This is a genomic window from Nocardioides agariphilus, from assembly GCF_015352445.1.
In the GTDB taxonomy this organism is placed as follows: domain Bacteria; phylum Actinomycetota; class Actinomycetes; order Propionibacteriales; family Nocardioidaceae; genus Nocardioides; species Nocardioides agariphilus.
On record NZ_JADKPO010000033.1, the window covers coordinates 29,466 to 50,512 of the forward strand.

Consider the following 21,047-nt stretch of genomic DNA (forward strand, 5'->3'; position numbering starts at 1 on the left):
ACCTCACGGTGGATCCAACGAAACCGACCCTCGTGCGTCTTCCCATCCGGACTTTGACCGTCGGTCCAGGAGTTCCACCTGGTCAACCGGTCACTGGCTGTCACCGGGTCGCGGACTTTAACCGCCGGTTCGGAGTTTCACCGACCCCAGAGCACGTGAGCGCGTTCGCTCGTACGCTTCCCAGTGTGGCACATCTTCCCCTCCCTGCTCACCGAGGCGTTCGCCACACCAGCACGCCTGCTTTACGTCCGGCCACCCGTGGCGCATGCTCGGGCGTAGTCATGCGCGCCCCCCTCGCCTGAACTGGAGTTTCCCCATGCCCGCCCGAGTGCTTGTCACGCGTCGACTTGCTGCGGTCACCGCCGCGGTGGTCGTCCAGCTGGCAGCACCCGGGCCCACTACCGCGCCCGCCTTCGCCATGGCGCAGCTCACCTGCCACGCGAGCGTGCCGGGTGTCACCGCTCGTGGTGTGCCGACGACGTTCCGCTACGACGACGGGCGAGCCTTCGCCCAGCGACGAGGACCCGATGCGCTGGGCTACCAGCCGCGCGACCTGGCCCTGCCACACCGGTCCACGACGACCACCCGCACCACGGCTCGCACGTCGGCGCGGGCCTCCAGCCTGGTGACCACCAAGCGCAGCTACTGGTTCACGCTCTCCGGTCAGCAGCTGCGCGAGGTCATCGAGGTCGACCGCCTCGACGGCACGGGCAAGCTGCTGTCGGCCGACTACCGCAGCCGGCTGGTGCGCAAGAACTGGAGCGGCATCCGGCAGATGTCGATCGGTCAGGGTCGCAAGTACCTCTACGTGCTCAACAACAAGGACCAGCTGCAGCGATACGTGTTCGGCGGCAAGAACGGCAGCGCCACGGTGCGGTTCGACAAGACCGTCGGCACCGGCTTCGGCACGCTCGGCTCGTTCGAGTACGTCCGCACCTTCAGCGTCCTGGGCAGCAAGTACGACGTGTTCCTGGCCACGGATGCCGACAAGGACGAGCTGCTCGAGTACACGATCCCGGTGAGCAACCCCACCGCCTACTACAGCACGCTGCTCGACCAGGGCGGGTGGGCCGACATGCGAGCGACCGGTCGGACGGCCTCCTGCGTGGGGGTGGGCGGCATGGCCTACGACGCCATCGTCGGGGTCGACGTGTTCGGCGACGTCTACCTGTGGACCGACCGCAACGGCAGCGACGGCAGTGGCGCCGACATCGTGTCCCGTGGGCTGATCAAGGACGGTTGGCGACCGCTGGCCTACAGCAACTGATCGGCGAGCAGGGTCAGGCGCCGGCTGCCCGCTCGGCCTGCTGACGAAGCGAGGCCACCATCGCGTCGGGATCGTCGGCCGAGAAGACAGCCGACCCGGCGACGAACACATCGGCGCCCGCCTCGGCGCAGCGCTCGATGGTCGCCAGCGAGATCCCGCCGTCGACCTGCAGCCAGGCCTCGAGGCCGTGCTTGTCGAGCAGCGCCCGTGCCGCCCGGATCTTCGGCAGGCACAGGTCGAGGAACGACTGGCCGCCGAAACCAGGCTCGACGGTCATGATCAGCACCATGTCGAGCTCGCCCAGGAGGTCCTCGTAGGGCTCGATCGGGGTGGCCGGCTTGAGCGCCATGCTGGCCCGAGCGCCCTTGGCCCGGATCTCGCGCGCGAGCCGCACCGGGGCAGCCGTGGCCTCGACGTGGAAGGTCACGCTGCCGGCCCCTGCCTCGACGTACGCCGGTGCGTGCCGGTCGGCGTCGGTGATCATCAGATGGGCATCGACCGGTCGCTCGCTGCTGCGTGCCAGTGCCTCGACCATGGTCGGCCCGAAGGTGAGGTTGGGGACGAAGTGGTTGTCCATCACGTCGACGTGCACCCAGTCGGCGCCCGGGATCCGGGCGATCTCGGCCCCCAGCGCGGCGAAGTCGGCGGTCAGGATGCTCGGGGTGATCTGGATGCCCACGGCCTGATCGTAGATGCGCGACGGGCGTGGTCTCAGCGGGCCCGCGCGTCGGGGGTGAAGACGTGCATGAACCCGCAGTCGTTGCAGATGAAGCCCTGGCCCGGGGACTGGTCGCTCATGCTTCCTCCTCCGGCTCGGCAGGGGTCTGCCTGCCGTCGGCCTCGTCGCGGTCGGCCCACTCGAGCAGCGGGGCGATGTCCCACACGTGGTCGTCGATGTCGGCGTGCAGGTCGCCGAGCCGGGCGAAGCGCTCGGGCACGGTGAAGATGGTGAAGTCGTGCGGATCGGCATCGTCGACCTCGTCCCACCCGATGGGAGTGGACACGCGCGCGTCGGGCAGGCCCCGGACCGAGTACGCCGCCGCGATCGTGTGGTCGCGCGCGTTCTGGTTGTAGTCGACGAACAGGTGGTGAGGGTCGCGGTCCTTGCGCCACCACTGGGTGGTGACGTCCTCCGGCGTACGCCGCTCGACCTCGCGCGCGAAGGCCAGCGCGGCACGTCGTACGACTTTGTGGCCGTGGTCCGGCTTGATCCGCACGTAGACGTGCATGCCCTTGCTGCCGGTGGTCTTGGGGAAGCCGACGACTCCCAGCTCGTCGAGCACCTCGTGCACGACGTGGGCCACCCGGCGTACCTGCGCGTAGTCGGACAACGGCCCGGGGTCCAGGTCGATGCGCCACTCGTCGGGCTTCTCGGGATCGTCACGGCGGCTGTTCCATGGGTGGAACTCGACCGTCGACATCTGGACGGCCCAGATCACCGAGGCCAGCTCCGTGACACACAGCTCGTCGGCGGTGCGGTTCCAGCGCGGGAAGTGCAACTGGACGGTGTCGACCCACGGCGGCGCGCCGGCAGGGAGCCGCTTCTGGTGCACCTTGTCGCCGGCCAGGCCCTTGGGGAAACGGTGCAGCATGCACGGCCGCTCGAACAGCGCGTTGACGATGCCGGGACCGACGGCCAGGTAGTAGTCGACCAGGTCGAGCTTGGTAGCGCCGCTCTCGGGGAAGTAGACGCGGTCGGGGTTGGTGACCTTCACGACGCGATCGTCAACCTCGATCTCCACGAAAGGGCTGGCCACCGGGCCAACGTAGCCGCCGTGCTCGCCTGTGGATCGCCGTCCGTGACGAAAAGGTTGTCTGCAGTGGCGTGTCGACAACCTTTTCGTCACTGACGGCGCAGCAGGGCCCCGAACATCGCATCGGTCCTGTGGCGGTGCGGCCACAGCTGGAAGGTGCCCGGCAGCGGTCCGTCGCAGTCGGGGACGCCGGGCAGCAGGGCAGCGGCGTCCTCGAGCGTGACGTCGTGGCGCTCGCCCAGCACCGACGAGACCACCTCAGCCGTCTCGGCGAGGACGGGCGAGCAGGTCGCGTAGAGCACCACCCCGCCGGCCCGGACCAGGTCGAGGGCCGACGACAGCAGCGCGCGCTGCAGCGGCACCAGGGTGCGCAGGTCTCCGGGCTGCCGTCGCCAACGCGCCTCCGGACGTCGGCGCAGGGCCCCGAGGCCCGTGCACGGAGCGTCGACGAGGACGCGGTCGAACGAACCAGCGGGGTACGGCGGCCGGGTGCCGTCGGCCACCACGAGTCCGAGCACGCCGGACGACCCCCGCAGTGCCCCCGCCACCAGCCGAGCGCGATGGACCTGTCGCTCGTTGGCCACCAGCCCAGCGCCTCGACCCGAGGCGATCGCTGCCAGCAGTGCCGCCTTGCCGCCAGGTCCGGCGCACAGGTCCAACCACCGCTCGTCGCGACCGTCCACGGACGCGGCCGACAGAGCGAGGGCGACCAGCTGCGAGCCCTCGTCCTGCACCCCCGCGCGACCGTCGGCCACCGCCGGCACCGAGCCCGGGTCACCTGACTCGAGGTGGACGCCGTAGGGCGACCAACGGGTCTGCTCGCCCGGTAGCTCGTCTCGCGTGGACCGTCCGGGTCGCGCCACCAGCGTGACGCCCGGAGCCTCGTTGTCGGCGGCCAGCAAGGCCTCGAGCTCGGGGGCGGCGCGCTCGCCCAGGGCGCGAGCCAGCTCGTCGACCACCCATCGCGGGTGCGCGTGCGCGACCGAGAGATAGCCGTGTCGGTCGTCCGCCGGGTCGGGCGCGACCAGCTCGACCCACGCGTCGAGGTCGTGCTCGGTGACCCGACGCAGCACGGCGTTGGCGAAGCCGGCGGCCCCCGGTCCGACGTCGGATCGCACCAGCGAGACCGTGGTGGCGATGGCCGCGTGTGGTGGGACGCGCATGGCCAGCAGCTGATGGGTGCCCAGCCTCAGGGCGTCGAGCACCCTGGCCTGCACCTTGGCGAGCGGACGGTCGATGCAGGCCGCCAGCACCGCGTCGTACAGGCCCTGGCGTCGAATGGTCCCGGAGGCCAGCTCGGTGGCGAAGGCTGCGTCCCGACCCGAGAGGCCATGCCTGCGCAGAGCCGCGGGCAGCGCCAGGTTCGTGTAGGCGTCTGAGGAACGTACGGCGCGCAGGACCTCCAGCGCAGCCGTGCGAGGCAGGTCAGCCGCCAAGGTGCTCGTTCACCAGCCTCTTGGGAGCCTTGGCTGCCCAGGCGTCGGTGATGACCTCGGCCAGCTCGTTACGGCCCAGCTCGCCGAGCCGTGAGAGCTGGACGAGTACGGCGCTGTAGCCGTTGAAGTGCGGGATCGTGAAGAACGGCGTCGAGGGGTCCTCGACCAGGGCGTTCTTCTCCACCTCGGTCGGCGTGGTGATCACGATCAGGTCGTCGTAGGGGTGCCCGGTCTCCGGGTCGATCGCGGTCGGGCCCGGGGCGCGGTACAGGAGGAAGCCCTTGCCCTTGGGGCCGCGCGGCACCTTCCAGGTCGGCCGGTCGCCCCACGAGATGCCGAGCTCGGTCTCGGGGAGCTCGGCGCAGATCGCGTCGACGTCCTCGGGACGAGCCTTGCGGGAGCCTGACGACGTGGCCATGGGCGCGACCCTAGACGAACCTGGCACCGGGCTCGATGCGGACGCCGCGGGCCCAGTCGGCGGCCGGCATCTCCTTCTTGCCGAACGCCTTGACCAGGCCCAACTTGAGGGCAGCGCTGCCGGTGCCGACCGCGACGGCGTTCTTGCCCACGACCAGCTCGCCGGGTGGCAGAGCCCCGTCGGCCGTGGTGAGCGGCCCGAGCTTGACCCGCTCTCCCTCGAAGGTGGTCCAGGCGCCGGGTGCGGGAGTGCAGGCCCGGATCCGGCGCTCGACCACCATCGCCGGCTCGGTCCAGTCGACTCGGGCGTCCTCCACGGTGATCTTGGGCGCCAGGCTCACCCCGTCGGCAGGCTGCGGACGCGCCTCCAGCGAGCCGTCCTCGATCCCGTCGAGCGTGGCGATGAGAAGGCCGGCACCACCCTCGGCAAGGCGGTGGAGCAGGCTACCGGCGGTGTCACCCGACCGGATGCGCTCGGTCATCAGGCCGTAGGTCGGACCGGCGTCGAGCTCGCGGACGATCCTGAAGGTGGTCGCCCCGGTGACCTCGTCACCAGCCATCAGGGCGCGCTGGACCGGCGCAGCTCCGCGCCACGCGGGCAGTACCGAGAAGTGCAGGTTGACCCAGCCGTAGGTGGGGATGTCGAGGACCGACTGCGGGAGCAGCGCGCCGTAGGCAACCACGGGGCAGCAGTCGGGTGCGAGCGAACGCAGCTGGTCCTGGAAGTCCAGGTCTCGCGGATGCTCGGGCTTGAGGACGGGTACGCCGAGCTCCTCGGCCCGCGCGCCGACGGGCGAGGCTGCGAGTCGACGTCCGCGTCCGGAGGGCGCATCCGGCCGCGTGACCACGCCGACGAGCTCGTGAGCAGAGGCGGCGACGGCCTCGAGTGCCGGCAGCGCCGGCTCCGGCGTGCCCGCGAAGACCACGCGCATCGGCTAGAGCCCCAGCCCGAAGGTGTCGTGGGGCGAGACCTTGACCGTCGGCTGCTCCAGACCGAACCACTCCGACTCACGGATCGCCTTCATCGCCAGCTTGCGGTTGGCGGCGTCGAGCCGGTCGACGAACAGCACGCCGTCGAGGTGGTCGGTCTCGTGCTGGATCGCCCTGGCGAGCAGCTCGGAACCCTCGATGACGACCGGCTCGCCGTGCATGTCGAAGCCCTTGGCCACCAGCGACAGGGCGCGGCGGCAGTCGATCGAGAGGCCCGGGATCGACAGGCAGCCCTCGTTGCCATCCTGGGTCTCCTCGGACAGGTCGAGCACCGGGTTGACCAGGTGACCGACGACGCCATCCACGTGCCAGGTGAACACCCGCAGCCCGACGCCGATCTGGGGCGCCGCCAAGCCCGCACCGGGTGCGTCGAGCATCGTGTCGGTGAGGTCCTCGACCAGGCGACGCAGCTCCTTGTCGAAGTCGACGACCTCGTCGGCTCGCTGCCGTAGCACGGGGTCGCCGAAGAGCCGGATGGGTTGGATCGCCACGCGCGAAAGCCTAGAGGGAGGGTGGGTCGACCTGGATGCGCACCGGGTCCAGCTTGCGGGCGGAGCGCAGCTGCTGCAGCTCGAGCAGAGCCCGGGAGAGATCGGTGCCGCGGGCGCGCGGCACCCGGACGACCACGCGCGCCTCGTCCTGGCCCGACGGGACCGGGCCCAGGATCTCAGCGCCCTCGGGCGGCGCCAGCAGCGTCAAGGCGTCGTCGACCGCGCCGGGAGGTCCGGTGATCGTGGCCAGCCGCGAGGCCGGCGGGAGGTGGGCGCTGGCTCGCTCGGCCGCCTCGCGTGCGGCAAAGCCGGCCGGGTCCCAGCGCACGAGCGCCTGCAGGCCCGGCGTTGCCGGGTCACCGACGGCGATCGCGCGCCCTCCGGGACGCACCAGCCCGACCGCGTTGGCCCACCGGCGTACGGCCTCCTCGCCGGTGCGAAGGTCGGGCCGCGACAGCATCAGCCAGGTGTCGAGCAGCACGACGGCGGCGTAGCCTCCTGCAGCGACGGGCTCCGCGCCGGGCGTCGCCACGACGATGGCCGGCTCCGGCCCTACGGCGGCCACCACCGACTGTCCGGACGAGGACCGCACGGGCGTGGACGGGAACGAGCGGCCGAGCTCCTCGGCCGTGCGCACGTCACCCACCACGGGCGCCCGGAGCCCTCGATGACCGCAGACACCACATGCCCAGTCCGGGTGGTCGGTGCCGCACCACCCGCACCTGGGAGCCGCGGCCGGACCGGGGATCGACAACGGTCCCTGGCACACCTGGCACCTGGCCGGCGTGCGGCACCTCTCGCATGCCACCGCTGCGGCGTAGCCGAGCCTGGGGGTCTGTACCAGGACCGGGCCGGTCGCCAGCGCCTGGCCCACGACCTCGTGGACGGCACTGGGAATCCGGGCGCCCCGGGCAAAGGGGTCCCGCGCCAGCTCGGCGTCGCTGGCCCCGGCAACGGTGACCGTCACGAGCTTGCGCAGGTGTGGTCGCGGCACGCCGAGCTCGTGGGCCCATCCGGACCGCAGCAGCTGGTCAGACTCGACGGATCTGGCGAAGCCGCCCAGAAGTACGCCGGTGTGCTCACGCTCGGCACGCATCAGCAACGTCTCGCGGGTGTGCGGGTAGGGCGCCCGCTGCTCCGCATGGAGGTCGTCGCCGTCGTCCCAGACGACGACCAGCCCGAGGTCGCGGACCGGCGCGAAGGCGGCCGCGCGCGTGCCGACGACCACGCGACGCGCCCCGCGAGAGACGGCCAGGAAGTCGCGGTAGCGGCGGGCCGGCCCCGGTTGCGCGGTGAGTGTGACGTGTTGTCCCTCCCCCAGCACCAGCGTCAGTGCCTGCGAGACGCGCTCGACATCCCGGGCGTCTGGCACGCAGACCAGCACGCCGCGCCCGGACCCGGCGTACGTTGCCGCCGCGGCGTGGGCGACCAGCGACGGCCAGTCACTACCCGGCGGGGTCGACCAGACCGCACGCGGTGACTCCCGCGCGGCCAGCCGGCGCAGGTAGGCCTCGGCTGCGGGGTGCTCGGACCAGGCAGCAGCGGCCGCGGTGGCGTCGTAGGCCCCCGCACGTGCGGGCTCGAGCGGCTCGGCCTGCTCGGTCGCCGCATGCCGCGGCGGCACCGCCAGTCTCAGGACGTCACTGCGGGCGCCGGCGTAGCGGGACGCCACGTCGCCGGCGAGCGCGCCCACGGCAGGACTGAGGACCGGCTCGGGGCTGACGACGCGTCGCAACGGCGTCAGGCGGCCGGCGTGATCGGACGTCGCCTGCCTCGACAACAGGTAGCCGCCGACCTCCTGGCCCGCGAATCGCACCCTCACCCGCGCGCCCGGCACGGCCTGCTCGGCCATCGAGACCGGGACCAGGTAGTCGAAGGTGCGGTCGAGGTGAGCCAGAGGTACGTCGACCAGCACCCTCGCGACAGGGTTCACGGCCGCTGGCTCTGCGGCCGCCCTCGCGGCAGCGCTGCGCCGCTTGGAACTCGAACGTGAGGCCTTGACCACCTCGCGGAGCCCGGGCAGCGCCTCCGGCTCATCGCGCTGGTCCTGGCTCACGCGGGCATGTCTACCAGCGGCCGACCCCGGTGCAGGACCGTCGTCCTCAGATGCCGGCGGCGGCCTTCAGAGCGGCGGCGCGGTCGGTGCGCTCCCAGGTGAACTCGGGCAGCTCGCGGCCGAAGTGACCGTAGGCGGCGGTCTTGGCGTAGATGGGCCGCAACAGGTCGAGGTCTTGGATGATGGCCGCCGGACGCAGGTCGAAGACCTCGAGCACGGCCTTCTGGATCGCCTCGTCCGGGATCGCGCCGGTGCCGAAGGTCTCGACGAACAGACCCACCGGCTGGGCCTTGCCGATCGCGTAGGCGACCTGGACCTCGCAGCGTCGGGCCAGGCCGGCGGCCACGATGTTCTTGGCCACCCAGCGCATGGCGTAGGCCGCCGAGCGGTCGACCTTCGAGGGGTCCTTGCCGGAGAATGCGCCACCACCGTGACGGGCCATGCCGCCGTAGGTGTCGACGATGATCTTGCGGCCGGTCAGGCCCGCGTCGCCCATCGGCCCACCGACCACGAAGCGGCCGGTCGGGTTGACCAGCAGGCGGTAGCCCTCCGAGGGGAGGTCGAAGTCGGAGAGCACGTGGTCGATGACGTGCTTCTTCACGTCGCTCTCGAGAGTGTCGAGCTCGACGTCGTGGGCGTGCTGGGAGGAGATGACGACCGTGTCGACGCGCACCGGACGGTTGTCGGCGTCGTACTCGATCGTGACCTGGGTCTTGCCGTCGGGCAGCAGGTAGTCGAGGGTGCCGTCCTTGCGCACGGCGGTCAGACGCTCGGCGAGGCGCTGGGCGATGACGATCGGCAGCGGCATCAGGACGTCGGTGTCGTCGCAGGCGTAGCCGAACATCAGGCCCTGGTCGCCGGCGCCCTGCTTGTCCATCGCGTCGACGGAGCCGGACCGGCTCTCGTGACCGCTGTCGACGCCCTGGGCGATGTCGCCGGACTGGCCACCGATCGCCACCAGCACCCCGCACGAGTGACCGTCGAAGCCCTTGATGGAGGAGTCGTAGCCGATCTCGAGGATCCGGTCGCGGACCTTCTGCTTGATGTCGACGTAACCGGTCGTGGTGACCTCACCGGCGACCACCACGAGGCCGGTCGTCAGCAGGGTCTCGACGGCGACGCGGCTGTGGGCGTCCTGCTCGAGCATGGCGTCAAGAACCGAGTCGCTGATCTGGTCGGCGATCTTGTCGGGGTGACCCTCGGTCACCGACTCTGAGGTGAAGAGACGTCCGGCCACGGTGTGCTTACTCCTGTGCTGCTGCGGTTGGCCAAGCAAATGACCAAGGAATGATCGGACGAGACCTTAGCCGTGGTCGGCGACGGTCACGGCATCCGGGCCAGCACTTGGTCCCAGATCGCGTGGGCCAGAGCCGCCTTGGAGCCGAGGGGTACGTCGATCACCGCACCGTCGGCGCCCAGGATCACGGCCTGGTTGTCGGGCGCGCCGAAGACCGCTCCCCCACTGACGTCGTTGACCACCAGCAGGTCGCAGCCCTTGCGGGCCAGCTTGGCGCGTCCGAGCTCGAGGACGGTGCCGGTGTCGTCGCCGGTCTCGGCTGCGAACCCGACCACGACCTGGCCCTCGCGGAGGCGGTCGTGGGCGATCTCCTTGAGGATGTCGGGATTCTGCGACAGCTCGATCGTGGGAGCGCTGCCGTCGTCGGCCTTCTTGAGCTTGGTGTCGCTGGCCGACACCGGTCGGAAGTCGGCAGGTGCCGCGGCCATCACGACCGCGTCAGCGCCCGCAGCCGCGGAGACCACGGCGTCGCGCAGCTCGGAGGTGGTCTCGACGCGCACGACCTTGACCCCGGCGGGATCGGGCAGGGAGACGTTGGCGGCCACCAAGGTGACCTCGGCTCCGCGGGCCACGGCCGTGCGCGCCAGCGCGTATCCCTGGAGCCCGGAGGAGCGGTTGCCGAGGAACCGCACGGGGTCGAGGTACTCGCGGGTGCCGCCTGCGCTCACCACGACCGAGCGACCTGCCAGGTCGGCCCATCGCTGGTCGAGCCTGTCGACACCACGAGCCAGGATCTGGGTGCAGATCTCGAAGATCTCCAGCGGGTCGGGCAGACGTCCCTTGCCCGAGTCATCGCCCGTCAGCCGGCCCTCCGCGGGCTCGATCACGACCGCACCACGCTGGCGCAGGGTGGCGACGTTGGCGATCGTGGCCGCGTGCTCCCACATCTCGGTGTGCATCGCTGGAGCGAACACGACGGGGCAGCGTGCGGTCAGCAGCGTGTTGGTGAGCAGGTCGTCGGCCAGGCCGTGGGCCGCCTTGGCCAGCAGGTCGGCAGTGGCCGGCGCGACCACGACCAGGTCGGCCGACTGGCCGATCCGCACGTGAGGCACCTGGTGCACGTCGTGCCAGACCTCGGCCGAGACCGGCTTGCCCGAGAGCGCGGCCCAGGTGTCGGCGCCCACGAACCGCAGTGCCGCAGCGGTCGGGACGACGGTGACGTCATGGCCGGACTCGGTGAACCGGCGCAGCAGCTCGCACGCCTTGTAGGCCGCGATGCCGCCGGAGACCCCCAGGACGAGGCGCGGCCGGGACCCCTCCTCAGGGGTCCCGGCCGTCACGGTAGTCATGCGGACCTCAGCGGTTGCTGTCGCCGAAGTCGTCGTCGAGGGTCGTCGCAGCGGTGCGGGCCTGCTCCTCAGCTGCCAGCTCCGAGGGGTCGATGTCCTCGCAGGTGAGCAGGTCCTCGTTGATCTCACGCAGGGCGATCGAGAGGGGCTTCTCCTGGACGTGGGTGTCGACCAGGGGGCCGACGTACTCGAGCAGGCCCTCGCCGAGCTGGGAGTAGTAGGCGTTGATCTGGCGGGCGCGCTTGGCGCTGTAGAGGACCAGCTTGTACTTGCTGTCGGTCTTGGTAAGCAGGTCGTCGATCGAGGGGTTGGTCACGCCCTCGGCGGCGATGTCGGGTGCAGACACGCAGGAGCCTCACTGGAACTAGGAGAAGAGATCACTCGCCACACTGGCTAGTGGTCGGCGACCTCAGAACACATCAAGGCTACCAACTCCTCGGCAGCAGCGTGAACTTCGTGGTTGACGACCGTCGCGTCGAACTCCGACTCGGCGGCCAGCTCATCGCGTGCCGTCTCGAGCCGGCGCTCGCGCTCGGCCTCGGTCTCGGTGCCCCTGCCGACCAGCCGGCGCACCAGCTCGTCCCACGACGGCGGCATCAGGAAGACGAACCGCGCCTCGGGCATCCGCTCGCGGACCTGCCGGGCGCCCTGCAGGTCGATCTCGAGCAGAGCGGGGCGTCCCTCGTCCAGGGCCGCCTCCACCGGAGCCCGCGGCGTGCCGTAGCGGGCGGCCTTGTGGACCACCGCCCACTCCAGCAGCTCGTCGGCCTCGACCATCCGGTCGAACTCCTCCTCGGAGACGAACAGGTAGTGCACGCCGTGCTGCTCTCCGGGCCGAGGTCGTCGGGTGGTCGCCGAGACGGAGATCCAGATCTCGGGGTGGTGCAGGCGTACGTCGGCCGCGACGGTGCCCTTGCCCACAGCGGTGGGTCCGGCCAAGACGGTGAGTCGGGAGTGGGGCACCAGCGTCAGTCGTGGGGTGCGAACTCGCGCTCGAGCGCGGCCACCTGGTTGACGCCCAGGCCGCGCACGCGCCGGCTCTCGGCGATGCCGAGCCGCTCCATCATCTGGCGGGCGCGCACCTTGCCCAGGCCCGGCATCGACTGCAGCAGGTCGACCACGCGCATCTTGCCGATCACCTCGTTGCGCTGGCCCGCGTGGAGGACCTCCACGATCGAGGCGCCCGAGTTCTTGAGCCGGTTCTTCACCTCGGCCCGCTCCCGTCGCGAGGCAGCTGCCTTGTCGAGCGCTGCCTGTCGCTGCTCGGGGGTCAGGGGAGGAAGCGCCACGTCTCACCTTCTCGGACGACCAACACACGGAACGGACGAACCGGGCCAATCTAGTCACGTTCGCGACGGGTCAGCAACGCGGGAGCACCGCGTGAGGTCGAATTCCCCACAGCAGAGCGGGATTCGGCACTCCTCAGAGGCTCAAAGGCGTGTGGCAGACGTCCTTGGCCTGCTGCTGGATCCCGTCGAACGCAGCCCCCACCGCCGGGTCTGCCAGCGCGGCCCCGGCGTCCTCGATGCGCTGTCGCTCGCCGTCCGTGAGTCCCGCCGGCAGGTGTCGGGGGTCGTAGGACGCCGGGTCGACGTCGGCGGCTCGCACCGCCTCGTCAAGTCGCTCCAACGGGTCGAGGAGGACCTGCCACTCGTCGCTGATGTCGTCGGGCGCCCTCGTCGAGAGGTCGCGAAGGATCGGCAGCGCATCGAGCAGCGCAGACGGCGCCCCGGATGCCGTCACGTCGGTGAGCTCGGCCTGGTGCTCCTTGACGCTCCCGCAGTAGTCCTCATCCGCACCGCCGCACGCTGACGCCAGGGCCACGACGAGCAGCAGGGCGGGGGTGAGTGAGTGCTGGTTGCGACGGGAGGGCGGTGCGTGGGTGTTGGCTCTCGTCGACACGACCAACCCTCACTCACCGCTGTCCGGCAGTCCTCGACAACAGGGTGCGCAGCTCGTCGTTGGTGCGCCGAGCGGCCTCGCGCATGGCGGGTGCCGAAGGACCGACGCGGAGCAGCTCGCGCGAGGAGCTGGGCAGCACGTTGGGCAGGGCAGCTCCGAAGATGCGCGGGAGCTCGGCGGTGGTGCCGCCCTGGGCGCCGTAGCCCGGGGCCAGGATCGGCCCGTTGAACGCGAAGTCCTCTCCCGTGTCGCCGATCGTCGCGCCGACGACCGCGCCGAAGGAACCCAGCGGGTCGGCACCGGCGTTGAGGTGCCGCAGGTGGTCGAGCATCGTGGCGGTCACGGTCCGGCCGTCGTCGACATGCGCGGCCTGCACCTCCGGCGCCTCCTTGTTGGAGGTGCGGGCGAGCACGAACAGGCCGGCATCGTGCTTGCGAGCCGCATCGACGAAGGGGTCGAGGGAGCCGAACCCGAGGAACGGGCTGACCGTGATCGCGTCGGCAGCGATCGGGCTGGCCGGGTCGAGGTAGGCCTCGGCGTAGGCCTCACTGGTCGACCCGACGTCGCCGCGCTTCACGTCGAGCAGGACCAGGGCTCCAGCCTCGCGGGCTACCGCGATGACGCGCTCGAGCACGGCGACGCCGCGGCTGCCGAACCGCTCGTAGAAGGCCGACTGCGGCTTGACCACCGCGCACTCGGCGGCGAGCGCCTCGGTGGCGGTCAGCGCGAACGACTCCAGCCCCTCCACGCTGTCGGGCAGACCCCACGCGTGCAGCAGGGCGGCATGCGGGTCGATGCCGGCGCAGAGAGGGCCGCGGGCTGCCACGGCGGCGTGGAAGCGTGATCCGAAGGTCATGGCGAGACTCCTGGGGCGTCGGCGGGGGCGGGGACATGGGCGAGGGCATGGGCGATCCGGCGCGGCCACCAGGGACCGCCGTACACGAACCCGGTGTAGGCCTGCACGAGCGAGGCGCCGGCATCCAGGCGCGCGCGGGCATCATCGGCGCTCGAGATGCCGCCTACCGAGACGAGGGCGAGGTCGGGGCCCACGGTCTTGTGCAGGATGCGCAGCACCTCCAGCGAGCGCTCGGCCACGGGCGCGCCGGACAGGCCCCCCGCGCCGATGGCCTCCACCTCTGCTGCAGGGGTGCGCAGTCCGGCTCGCGAGACCGTGGTGTTGGTCGCGATCAGGCCCTCCAGGCGCAGCTCGAGCGCCAGGCGGGCAACGTCGACCACGTCGTCGTCGGCGAGGTCGGGGGCGATCTTCACCAGCAGGGGTACGTCGGCCACGCGGCGTACGCCCTCCAGGAGAGGCCCCAGCCGCTCCACGGCCTGGAGGCTACGCAGTCCCGGAGTGTTGGGCGAGGAGACGTTGACCACGAGGTAGTCGGCCCAGGGAGCCAGCAGGCTCGCGGACTTCGTGTAGTCGGCGAGCACAGCGGCCTCGTCGTCCTCCGGGACGACCTTGGTCTTGCCGATGTTGACGCCGAGCACGACCTGTCGTCGGTCGGACCTGCCGCGCCCCCGGCCCTTCGCGCGATCAGCCAGGCGTTGCGCAACGACCTCGGCCCCGTCGTTGTTGAAGCCCATCCGGTTGACGATCGCCCGGTCAGCGGGCAACCGGAACAGCCGCGGCTTGGGGTTGCCCGGCTGCGCCTCCCCCGTCACGGTGCCGACCTCGACGTGCCCGAACCCGAGGGCCGCAAGGGCGTCGACGCCGACAGCGTTCTTGTCGAAGCCCGCTGCCAGGCCCAGCGCCGACGGGAAGGTCAGCCCCATCGAGTTGACCGGACGGGTCGCTGGTCCCGGGAACAGCCGGGTCACCGGCCGGGCAGTCCGGATGCCGGCGAAGCCCAGGTGGTGGGCCTGCTCGGCGTCGACGCGGGTCAGGACGTGGTCGAAGAGGGCGTCGTAGGTCGTCATCGGTCCGATCCGCGCGCCCAGTCCTGGAGGGAGCGCACCCCGATGTCGCCGCGCAGCAGCGCCTCGATGCCCTGCACGGCAGCGCCCAGGCCCTGGACCGTGGTGATGCAGGGGATGTCAGCCCCGACGGACGCCGTGCGGATCTCGTAGCCGTCCACGCGCACCGATCCGCCAGCGCCGGACGAGCCGTGTGGGGTGTTGATGACCAGGTCGATCTCCCCGTCTTGGATCAGCTGCACCGTGGTCTTCTCGCCGTTGGGTCCCGGCCCGTCGAAGTGCTTGCGCACCACCTTTGCCTGCACGCCGTTGCGGCGCAGCACCTCGGCGGTGCCCTGGGTGGCGAGGATCTCGAACCCCAGGTCGGCCAGCACCTTGACCGGGAAGATCATCGACCGCTTGTCGCGGTTGGCCATCGAGACGAAGACGCGGCCGCTGGTGGGCAGTGACCCGAACGCCGCGGTCTGCGCCTTGCTGAACGCACGCCCGAAGTCGGCGTCGAGCCCCATCACCTCCCCCGTCGAGCGCATCTCCGGGCCCAGCACCGTGTCGACGCTCTTTCCGTCGGGGCGACGGAACCGGTTGAACGGCATCACCGCCTCCTTCACCGCGATGGGTGCGTCCGCCGGCAGCGTGCCGCCGTCGCCCTCGGCGGGCAGCAGCCCCTCGTCGCGCAGCGACTTGATCGAGTCGCCGAGCATGATCCGCGCCGCGGCCTTGGCCAGCGGGGTGGCGGTCGCCTTGGAGACGAACGGCACCGTCCGGCTGGCGCGTGGGTTGGCCTCGAGGACGTAGAGGACGTCGGCGCCCAGCGCGAACTGGATGTTGATCAGCCCGAGTACGCCGACACCGCGCGCGATCGCCTCGGTGGCCTCGCGGATCCGGTCGATCTCACGCGCGCCCAGAGTGATCGGCGGCAGGGCGCACGCGGAGTCGCCGGAGTGGATGCCGGCCTCCTCGATGTGCTCCATCACCCCACCGAGGAACAGGTCCTGCCCGTCGAACAGGGCGTCGACGTCGATCTCGACCGCGTCGTCGATGAACCGGTCGACCAGGACCGGATGCTCGGGGCTGATCGCGGTGGCGCGCGCGATGTAGCCCTCGAGCGCCTCGTCGTCGTAGACGATCTCCATGCCGCGACCACCGAGGACGTAGGACGGACGGACGAGCACCGGGTAGCCGATCTCGGCCGCGATGGTCGCTGCCTCGTCGTAGGACGACGCCATGCCGTGCTTGGGCGCGTTCAGGCCCGCCTCGGCCAGCACCCGCCCGAAGGCGCCGCGCTCCTCGGCCAGGTGGATCGCCTCGGGCGGGGTGCCGACGATCGGGACGCCGGCGTCGGCGAGACCCTGCGCCAGTCCGAGTGGGGTCTGGCCGCCCAGCTGGCAGATGACACCGGCGATCGGGCCGGCCTGCCGCTCGGCGTGGACGACCTCGAGCACGTCCTCGAGCGTCAGCGGCTCGAAGTACAGGCGGTCGGAGGTGTCGTAGTCGGTCGAGACGGTCTCGGGGTTGCAGTTGACCATCACGGTCTCATAGGCGGCCTCGCCGCCATCGACAGAGCCGGCGCCGCCTTTGACGTCTTTGAGCGCGAGCGAGGCGTGCACGCACGAGTAGTCGAACTCGATGCCCTGACCGATCCGGTTGGGACCGCTGCCGAGGATGATCACGGCCGGCTTGGTGCGCGGCTCGACCTCGGTCTCCTCGTCGTAGGACGAGTAGTGGTAGGGCGTGCGCGCGGCGAACTCGGCCGCGCAGGTGTCGACGGTCTTGTAGACGGGCCGGATGCCGAGGGCGTGGCGCACGCCGCGCACGACGTCGGCGGTCATCCCGCGGATCTTGCCGATCTGGAGGTCGGAGAAGCCGTGCCGCTTGGCCAGCCGCAGCAGCTCCGGCGTCAGCTCGGGGGCGGCGGTGACCTCGGCGGCCACCTCGTTGATCAGCACCAGCTGGTCGACGAACCACGGGTCGATGGCGGTCGCCTCGAAGATCTCCTCGGCCGTGGCTCCCGCGCGGATGGCGTCCATCACGTCCTTGAGGCGGCCGTCGTGGGGGACGCGGGCCTTGTCGAGCAGCGACTGCTTGTCCAGCTCGACCCACTCCTGGTGCCAGTCGAACGGTGCGTCCTTGCTCTCCAACGACCGCAGGGCCTTCTGCAGCGCCTCGGTGAAGTTGCGGCCGATCGCCATCGCCTCGCCGACGGACTTCATGTGCGTGGTGAGCACCGGGTCGGCGGCCGGGAACTTCTCGAACGCGAACCGCGGCACCTTGACCACGACGTAGTCGAGCGTGGGCTCGAAGCTGGCCGGTGTGCTCTGCCCGTCGGGTCGGGTGGTGATGTCGTTGGGGATCTCGTCGAGCGTGTAGCCGATCGCGACCTTCGCCGCGATCTTGGCGATCGGGAACCCGGTCGCCTTGGAGGCCAGCGCGCTGGAACGGGAGACGCGCGGGTTCATCTCGATGACGACGACGCGGCCGTCGTGCGGGTTGACCGCGAACTGGATGTTGCAGCCGCCGGTGTCCACCCCGACCGCGCGGATGATGCCGATCGAGAGGTCGCGCAGGTGCTGGTACTCGCGGTCGGTGAGCGTCATCGCCGGTGCCACCGTGATCGAGTCGCCGGTGTGCACGCCCATCGGGTCGAGGTTCTCGATCGAGCAGACGATGACCACGTTGTCCTTGCGATCGCGCATGACCTCGAGCTCGTACTCCTTCCAGCCGAGGATCGACTCCTCCAGGAGCACCTCGGTGGTCGGGCTCGCGGCCAGACCGGCGCCGGCGATGCGGCGCAGTCCCTCCTCGTCGTAGGCCATCCCGGACCCGACGCCGCCCATCGTGAAGCTCGGCCGGACGACCATCGGGTAGCCGAGCTGGTCGGCGGCGCCCAGGCAGTCCTCCAGCGTGTGGCAGATGACGGACTTCGCGACCTCACCGCCGAGACCCTCGACGATCTGCTTGAACTGCTGGCGGTTCTCGCCGCGGTCGATGGCCTCGATCGAGGCGCCGATCAGCTCCACGCCGTACTTCTCGAGGATCCCGCGCTCGGCCAGCGCCACCGCGCAGTTGAGCGCGGTCTGGCCGCCGAGGGTGGCCAGCAGGGCGTCGGGACGCTCCTTGGCGATGACCTGCTCGACGAAGTCGGGCGTGATCGGCTCGACGTACGTCGCGTCTGCGAACTCGGGGTCGGTCATGATCGTGGCCGGGTTGGAGTTCACCAGGATCACCCGGATGCCCTCGGCACGCAGGACGCGGCAGGCCTGGGTGCCGGAGTAGTCGAACTCGCAGGCCTGGCCGATCACGATCGGACCGGATCCGATCACCAGGACGCTGTGGATGTCGGTGCGCTTCGGCATCAGAGCTCACCGCCCATCAGGCCGACGAAGCGGTCGAAGAGGTACGCCGCGTCGTGCGGGCCGGCGGCTGCCTCCGGGTGGTACTGGACCGAGAAGGCCTTGAGCATGCCGGCGTCGTCCCTCAGCTCGAGGCCCTCGACCACGTCGTCGTTGAGGCAGATGTGCGAGACGGTGGCCGCGCCGTAGGGCGTCTCGGTGCTGCCCGACAGCGGCGCGTCGACCGCGAAGCCGTGGTTGTGCGCGGTGACCTCGACCTTGCCGGTGGTGCGGTCCATGACCGGCTGGTTGATGCCGCGGTGGCCGTAGGTCAGCTTGTAGGTCCCGAACCCGAGCGCGCGGCCGAAGAGCTGGTTGCCGAAGCAGATGCCGAAGTACGGAAGGCCGCGCTCGAGGGCGCCCTGCAGCACCTCGATCTGGCCAGTGGTCGCGGCCGGGTCACCGGGGCCGTTGGAGAAGAACAACCCGTCGGGGTGCGTGGCCAGCACGTCGTCGAGGGTCGCGGTGGCGGGAAGTACGTGGGTCTCGATGCCGCGCTCGGCCATCATCCGCGGCGTGTTGGCCTTGATCCCGAGGTCGAGGGCCGCAACGCGAAACCGTGGCGACTGGCTGGTCGAGCTCGCCGGGACCACGTAGGCCTGGCTCGTGCTCACCTCGTCGGAGAGGTTCGCGCCGGACATCTCGGCGCTCGTCCGGACTCGTTCGAGGAGGGCCTCGACGGAGGTCTCGGTCGAGGAGATCCCGACCCGCATGGCACCCCGCTCGCGCAGGTGGCGGGTCAGCGCGCGGGTGTCGATGCCGCTGATGCCGACCACGCCCTGGTCGCGCAGTGCGTCGTCGAGCGACCGCTGCGACCGCCAGGACGACGGCCGGCGAGCGGGGTCGCGGACGACATATCCGGCGACCCAGATCCTCGAGGACTCCGGGTCCTCGTCGTTCATGCCGGTGTTGCCGATGTGAGGGGCGGTCATGACGACGACCTGACGGTGGTACGACGGGTCGGTCAAAGTCTCCTGGTAGCCGGACATGCCGGTGGCGAAGACCGCCTCGCCGAAGGTCTCTCCCGGGGCTCCGTAGGAGTCACCGCGGAAGGTGCGGCCGTCCTCGAGGACGAGCATCGCTGGTGTGGCAGGGGCAGGCATCTACTGCCGGACCTCCTTCTCCGCCTCTCTGGACGGATCGTTAAAGGATGTCGATCGCGACGGACCTTACCAGCGCCGACCCGGTCTACTGTCACGCCATGGACGACACGGGACGGGTGCTCTCTCGCGCACACGAGCTGGCGGCGCAGTTCCTGGCGGGGCTGGACGCTCGACCGGTGTGGCCGCGAGCGACGTTCGAGCAGATGCTCGCAGCCTTCGACGCTCCCTTGCCCGACGAGGGGGCCGACCCGGTCGCCGTCATCGAGGAGCTGGCCGCGACCGCCGACGCGGGGCTGTCGGGCAACGTAGGTCCGCGGTTCTTCGGGTTCGTCATCGGGGGCGCGCTGCCCGCCGCACGCGGTGCCGATCTGCTCACCGGGATCTGGGACCAGAACGCGGGCGCGAACTCCTTGACGCCTGCGGCGGCCGCCGTCGAGGTCGTGTCCGGCCGCTGGATCGTCGAGGCCCTCGACCTGCCCCGCGAGTCGGCGGTGGGGTTCGTGACCGGCGGGATGATGGCCAACTACTCCTGCCTGTCGGCTGCCCGTCACTCCGTCTTGGCCCGTGCGGGCTGGGACGTCGGTGCGCGCGGCCTGTTCGGAGCGCCCAGGGTGCGGGTGGTGGTCGGGCGTCGCCGCCATGACACGGTCGACCTTGCCGTCCGCTACCTGGGCCTCGGCCAGGACTGCGTCATCGAGGTCGAGACCGACGGCGAGGGCCGCATCTGCATCCCCGTGCTCGAGGAGACCCTCGCCAACGGCGAGGGCCCGACGATCCTGTGCCTCGGCGCGGGCGAGGTCCACAGCGGGGCGTTCGACGACTTCGCCTCCGCCGTGGCGCTCGGCCGGCGACACGATGCGTGGGTGCACGTGGACGGCGCGTTCGGTCTCTGGGCCGCGGCCAGCCCGTCGTACCGGCACCTGACCCGGGGAATGGCCGAGGCCGACTCGTGGGCCACCGATGCGCACAAGACGCTCAACGTCCCCTACGACTCGGGCCTGGCCATCGTCCGCGACCCCGCGAGCCTGGCAGCCGGGTTCGGCGTCGAGACCGACTACCTCATCGGTGATGCCAGCGACCCGATGTCGCGCGCACCGGAGTTCTCCCGCCGGGCTCGCGGCTTCGCCGTGTGGGCGGCGCTGCGAAGTCTCGGGCGCGACGGGCTCGCCGCCCTGGTCGACCGGCTGTGCTCCCACGCGACCGCGCTGGCCAAGGGCTTCGAGGCGATCGAGGAGGTCGAGGTCGTCAACGACGTGGTGTTCACCCAGGTGATGTTCCGGCTGGCCACCGATGAGCGCACCTCGGAGGCCGGACGCCGGATCCTCGCCGACGGCACCTGTGTCGTCACCCCCGCCGTGTGGCACGGCCGCGCGGTGCAGCGCTGCGCCGTGTCCAACTGGTCGACCACCGACTCCGACGTCGAGCGCTCCCTCGACGCCGTACGCCGCGTGGTCGCTGGACTCCCCGCTGGTTGAGGAGGGACGAAGTCCCGTCTCGAAACCGCAGAACAGGTCGAAGACTCCCCCGCCGGTTGAGGAGGGACGCAGTCCCGTCTCGAAACCGCAGAACAGGCCGAAGACTCCCCCGCCGGTTGAGGAGGGACGAAGTCCCATCTCGAAACCGCAGAACAGGCCGAAGATCCGCTCATCTGGTTTCGAGACAGGCGCCAGCGCGCCTTCCTCAACCAGCGGTGGCGAGCAGGCGCGCTGGACTCCCCGCCGGTTGAGGAGGGACGC

At 70.9% G+C, this 21,047-nt stretch carries 19 protein-coding genes and 1 riboswitch; of the genes, 2 read left to right on the forward strand and 17 right to left on the reverse strand.

Going from position 1 to position 21,047, the window contains the following annotated elements; translation table 11 throughout:
- Positions 1-29 precede the first annotated feature (29 nt).
- A riboswitch (FMN riboswitch) is annotated at positions 30-158 on the reverse strand.
- Between the two features lie 158 nt (positions 159-316).
- The gene (locus ISU10_RS18985; RefSeq protein WP_194698004.1) at positions 317-1,267 is read left to right on the forward strand and encodes a hypothetical protein; all 951 of its coding nucleotides are present in this window, start codon (positions 317-319) and stop codon (positions 1,265-1,267) included.
- A gap of 13 nt (positions 1,268-1,280) precedes the next feature.
- Here the strand turns inward: ISU10_RS18985 and rpe are convergent, their stop codons facing one another.
- The 17 genes from rpe to carA all read right to left on the reverse strand — a co-directional run bounded on the left by rpe (position 1,281) and on the right by carA (position 19,311).
- On the reverse strand, positions 1,281-1,946 hold the full coding sequence (rpe, locus tag ISU10_RS18990) for a ribulose-phosphate 3-epimerase (protein ID WP_194698005.1): 666 nt from the start codon (positions 1,944-1,946) through the stop codon (positions 1,281-1,283).
- Positions 1,947-2,061: 115 nt separating this feature from the next.
- On the reverse strand, positions 2,062-3,024 hold the full coding sequence (gene ligD / locus ISU10_RS18995; RefSeq protein WP_194698006.1) for a non-homologous end-joining DNA ligase: 963 nt from the start codon (positions 3,022-3,024) through the stop codon (positions 2,062-2,064).
- Positions 3,025-3,110: 86 nt separating this feature from the next.
- Positions 3,111-4,457, reverse strand: coding sequence for an RsmB/NOP family class I SAM-dependent RNA methyltransferase (locus ISU10_RS19000; protein WP_194698007.1), 1,347 nt, complete (start codon positions 4,455-4,457; stop codon positions 3,111-3,113).
- Complete coding sequence (locus ISU10_RS19005) at positions 4,447-4,875, reverse strand: MmcQ/YjbR family DNA-binding protein (protein ID WP_194698008.1); 429 nt, start codon at positions 4,873-4,875, stop codon at positions 4,447-4,449. Before ISU10_RS19005 ends, ISU10_RS19000 begins: the two co-directional genes overlap by 11 nt.
- A gap of 10 nt (positions 4,876-4,885) precedes the next feature.
- On the reverse strand, positions 4,886-5,806 hold the full coding sequence (gene fmt / locus ISU10_RS19010) for a methionyl-tRNA formyltransferase (protein WP_194698009.1): 921 nt from the start codon (positions 5,804-5,806) through the stop codon (positions 4,886-4,888).
- A 3-nt stretch (positions 5,807-5,809) separates the two neighbouring features.
- Positions 5,810-6,355 (reverse strand): peptide deformylase, encoded by a 546-nt coding sequence (gene def, locus ISU10_RS19015; RefSeq protein WP_194698010.1) that lies wholly within the window; start codon positions 6,353-6,355, stop codon positions 5,810-5,812.
- Positions 6,356-6,365: 10 nt separating this feature from the next.
- Positions 6,366-8,411, reverse strand: coding sequence for a primosomal protein N' (locus ISU10_RS19020; protein ID WP_194698011.1), 2,046 nt, complete (start codon positions 8,409-8,411; stop codon positions 6,366-6,368).
- A 46-nt stretch (positions 8,412-8,457) separates the two neighbouring features.
- The gene (gene metK, locus ISU10_RS19025) at positions 8,458-9,648 is read right to left on the reverse strand and encodes a methionine adenosyltransferase (RefSeq protein ID WP_194698012.1); all 1,191 of its coding nucleotides are present in this window, start codon (positions 9,646-9,648) and stop codon (positions 8,458-8,460) included.
- A gap of 86 nt (positions 9,649-9,734) precedes the next feature.
- Positions 9,735-10,997: a bifunctional phosphopantothenoylcysteine decarboxylase/phosphopantothenate--cysteine ligase CoaBC gene (coaBC, locus tag ISU10_RS19030; RefSeq protein ID WP_194698013.1), complete on the reverse strand. Its 1,263-nt coding sequence runs from the start codon at positions 10,995-10,997 to the stop codon at positions 9,735-9,737.
- A gap of 7 nt (positions 10,998-11,004) precedes the next feature.
- Complete coding sequence (gene rpoZ / locus ISU10_RS19035; protein WP_370865696.1) at positions 11,005-11,343, reverse strand: DNA-directed RNA polymerase subunit omega; 339 nt, start codon at positions 11,341-11,343, stop codon at positions 11,005-11,007.
- 47 nt (positions 11,344-11,390) lie between these two features.
- Positions 11,391-11,960 (reverse strand): guanylate kinase, encoded by a 570-nt coding sequence (gene gmk / locus ISU10_RS19040; RefSeq protein ID WP_370865698.1) that lies wholly within the window; start codon positions 11,958-11,960, stop codon positions 11,391-11,393.
- A 5-nt stretch (positions 11,961-11,965) separates the two neighbouring features.
- Complete coding sequence (gene mihF / locus ISU10_RS19045) at positions 11,966-12,286, reverse strand: integration host factor, actinobacterial type (protein ID WP_194698014.1); 321 nt, start codon at positions 12,284-12,286, stop codon at positions 11,966-11,968.
- 133 nt (positions 12,287-12,419) lie between these two features.
- Positions 12,420-12,899, reverse strand: coding sequence for a hypothetical protein (locus ISU10_RS19050; RefSeq protein WP_194698015.1), 480 nt, complete (start codon positions 12,897-12,899; stop codon positions 12,420-12,422).
- A 13-nt stretch (positions 12,900-12,912) separates the two neighbouring features.
- Positions 12,913-13,755 (reverse strand): orotidine-5'-phosphate decarboxylase, encoded by an 843-nt coding sequence (gene pyrF, locus ISU10_RS19055; protein ID WP_194698016.1) that lies wholly within the window; start codon positions 13,753-13,755, stop codon positions 12,913-12,915.
- Positions 13,752-14,822 (reverse strand): quinone-dependent dihydroorotate dehydrogenase, encoded by a 1,071-nt coding sequence (locus ISU10_RS19060; RefSeq protein WP_194698017.1) that lies wholly within the window; start codon positions 14,820-14,822, stop codon positions 13,752-13,754. Before ISU10_RS19060 ends, pyrF begins: the two co-directional genes overlap by 4 nt.
- Positions 14,819-18,172, reverse strand: a complete 3,354-nt coding sequence (carB, locus tag ISU10_RS19065) for a carbamoyl-phosphate synthase large subunit (protein ID WP_194698018.1) — start codon at positions 18,170-18,172, stop codon at positions 14,819-14,821. The genes ISU10_RS19060 and carB overlap by 4 nt, the downstream gene beginning before the upstream one ends.
- On the reverse strand, positions 18,172-19,311 hold the full coding sequence (carA, locus tag ISU10_RS19070) for a glutamine-hydrolyzing carbamoyl-phosphate synthase small subunit (RefSeq protein ID WP_194698019.1): 1,140 nt from the start codon (positions 19,309-19,311) through the stop codon (positions 18,172-18,174). Before carA ends, carB begins: the two co-directional genes overlap by 1 nt.
- Positions 19,312-19,409: 98 nt before the next feature.
- Here carA and ISU10_RS19075 point away from each other — a divergent pair, with 98 nt between their 5' ends.
- Positions 19,410-20,786: a pyridoxal phosphate-dependent decarboxylase family protein gene (locus tag ISU10_RS19075; RefSeq protein WP_194698020.1), complete on the forward strand. Its 1,377-nt coding sequence runs from the start codon at positions 19,410-19,412 to the stop codon at positions 20,784-20,786.
- Positions 20,787-21,047: the final 261 nt, after the last annotated feature.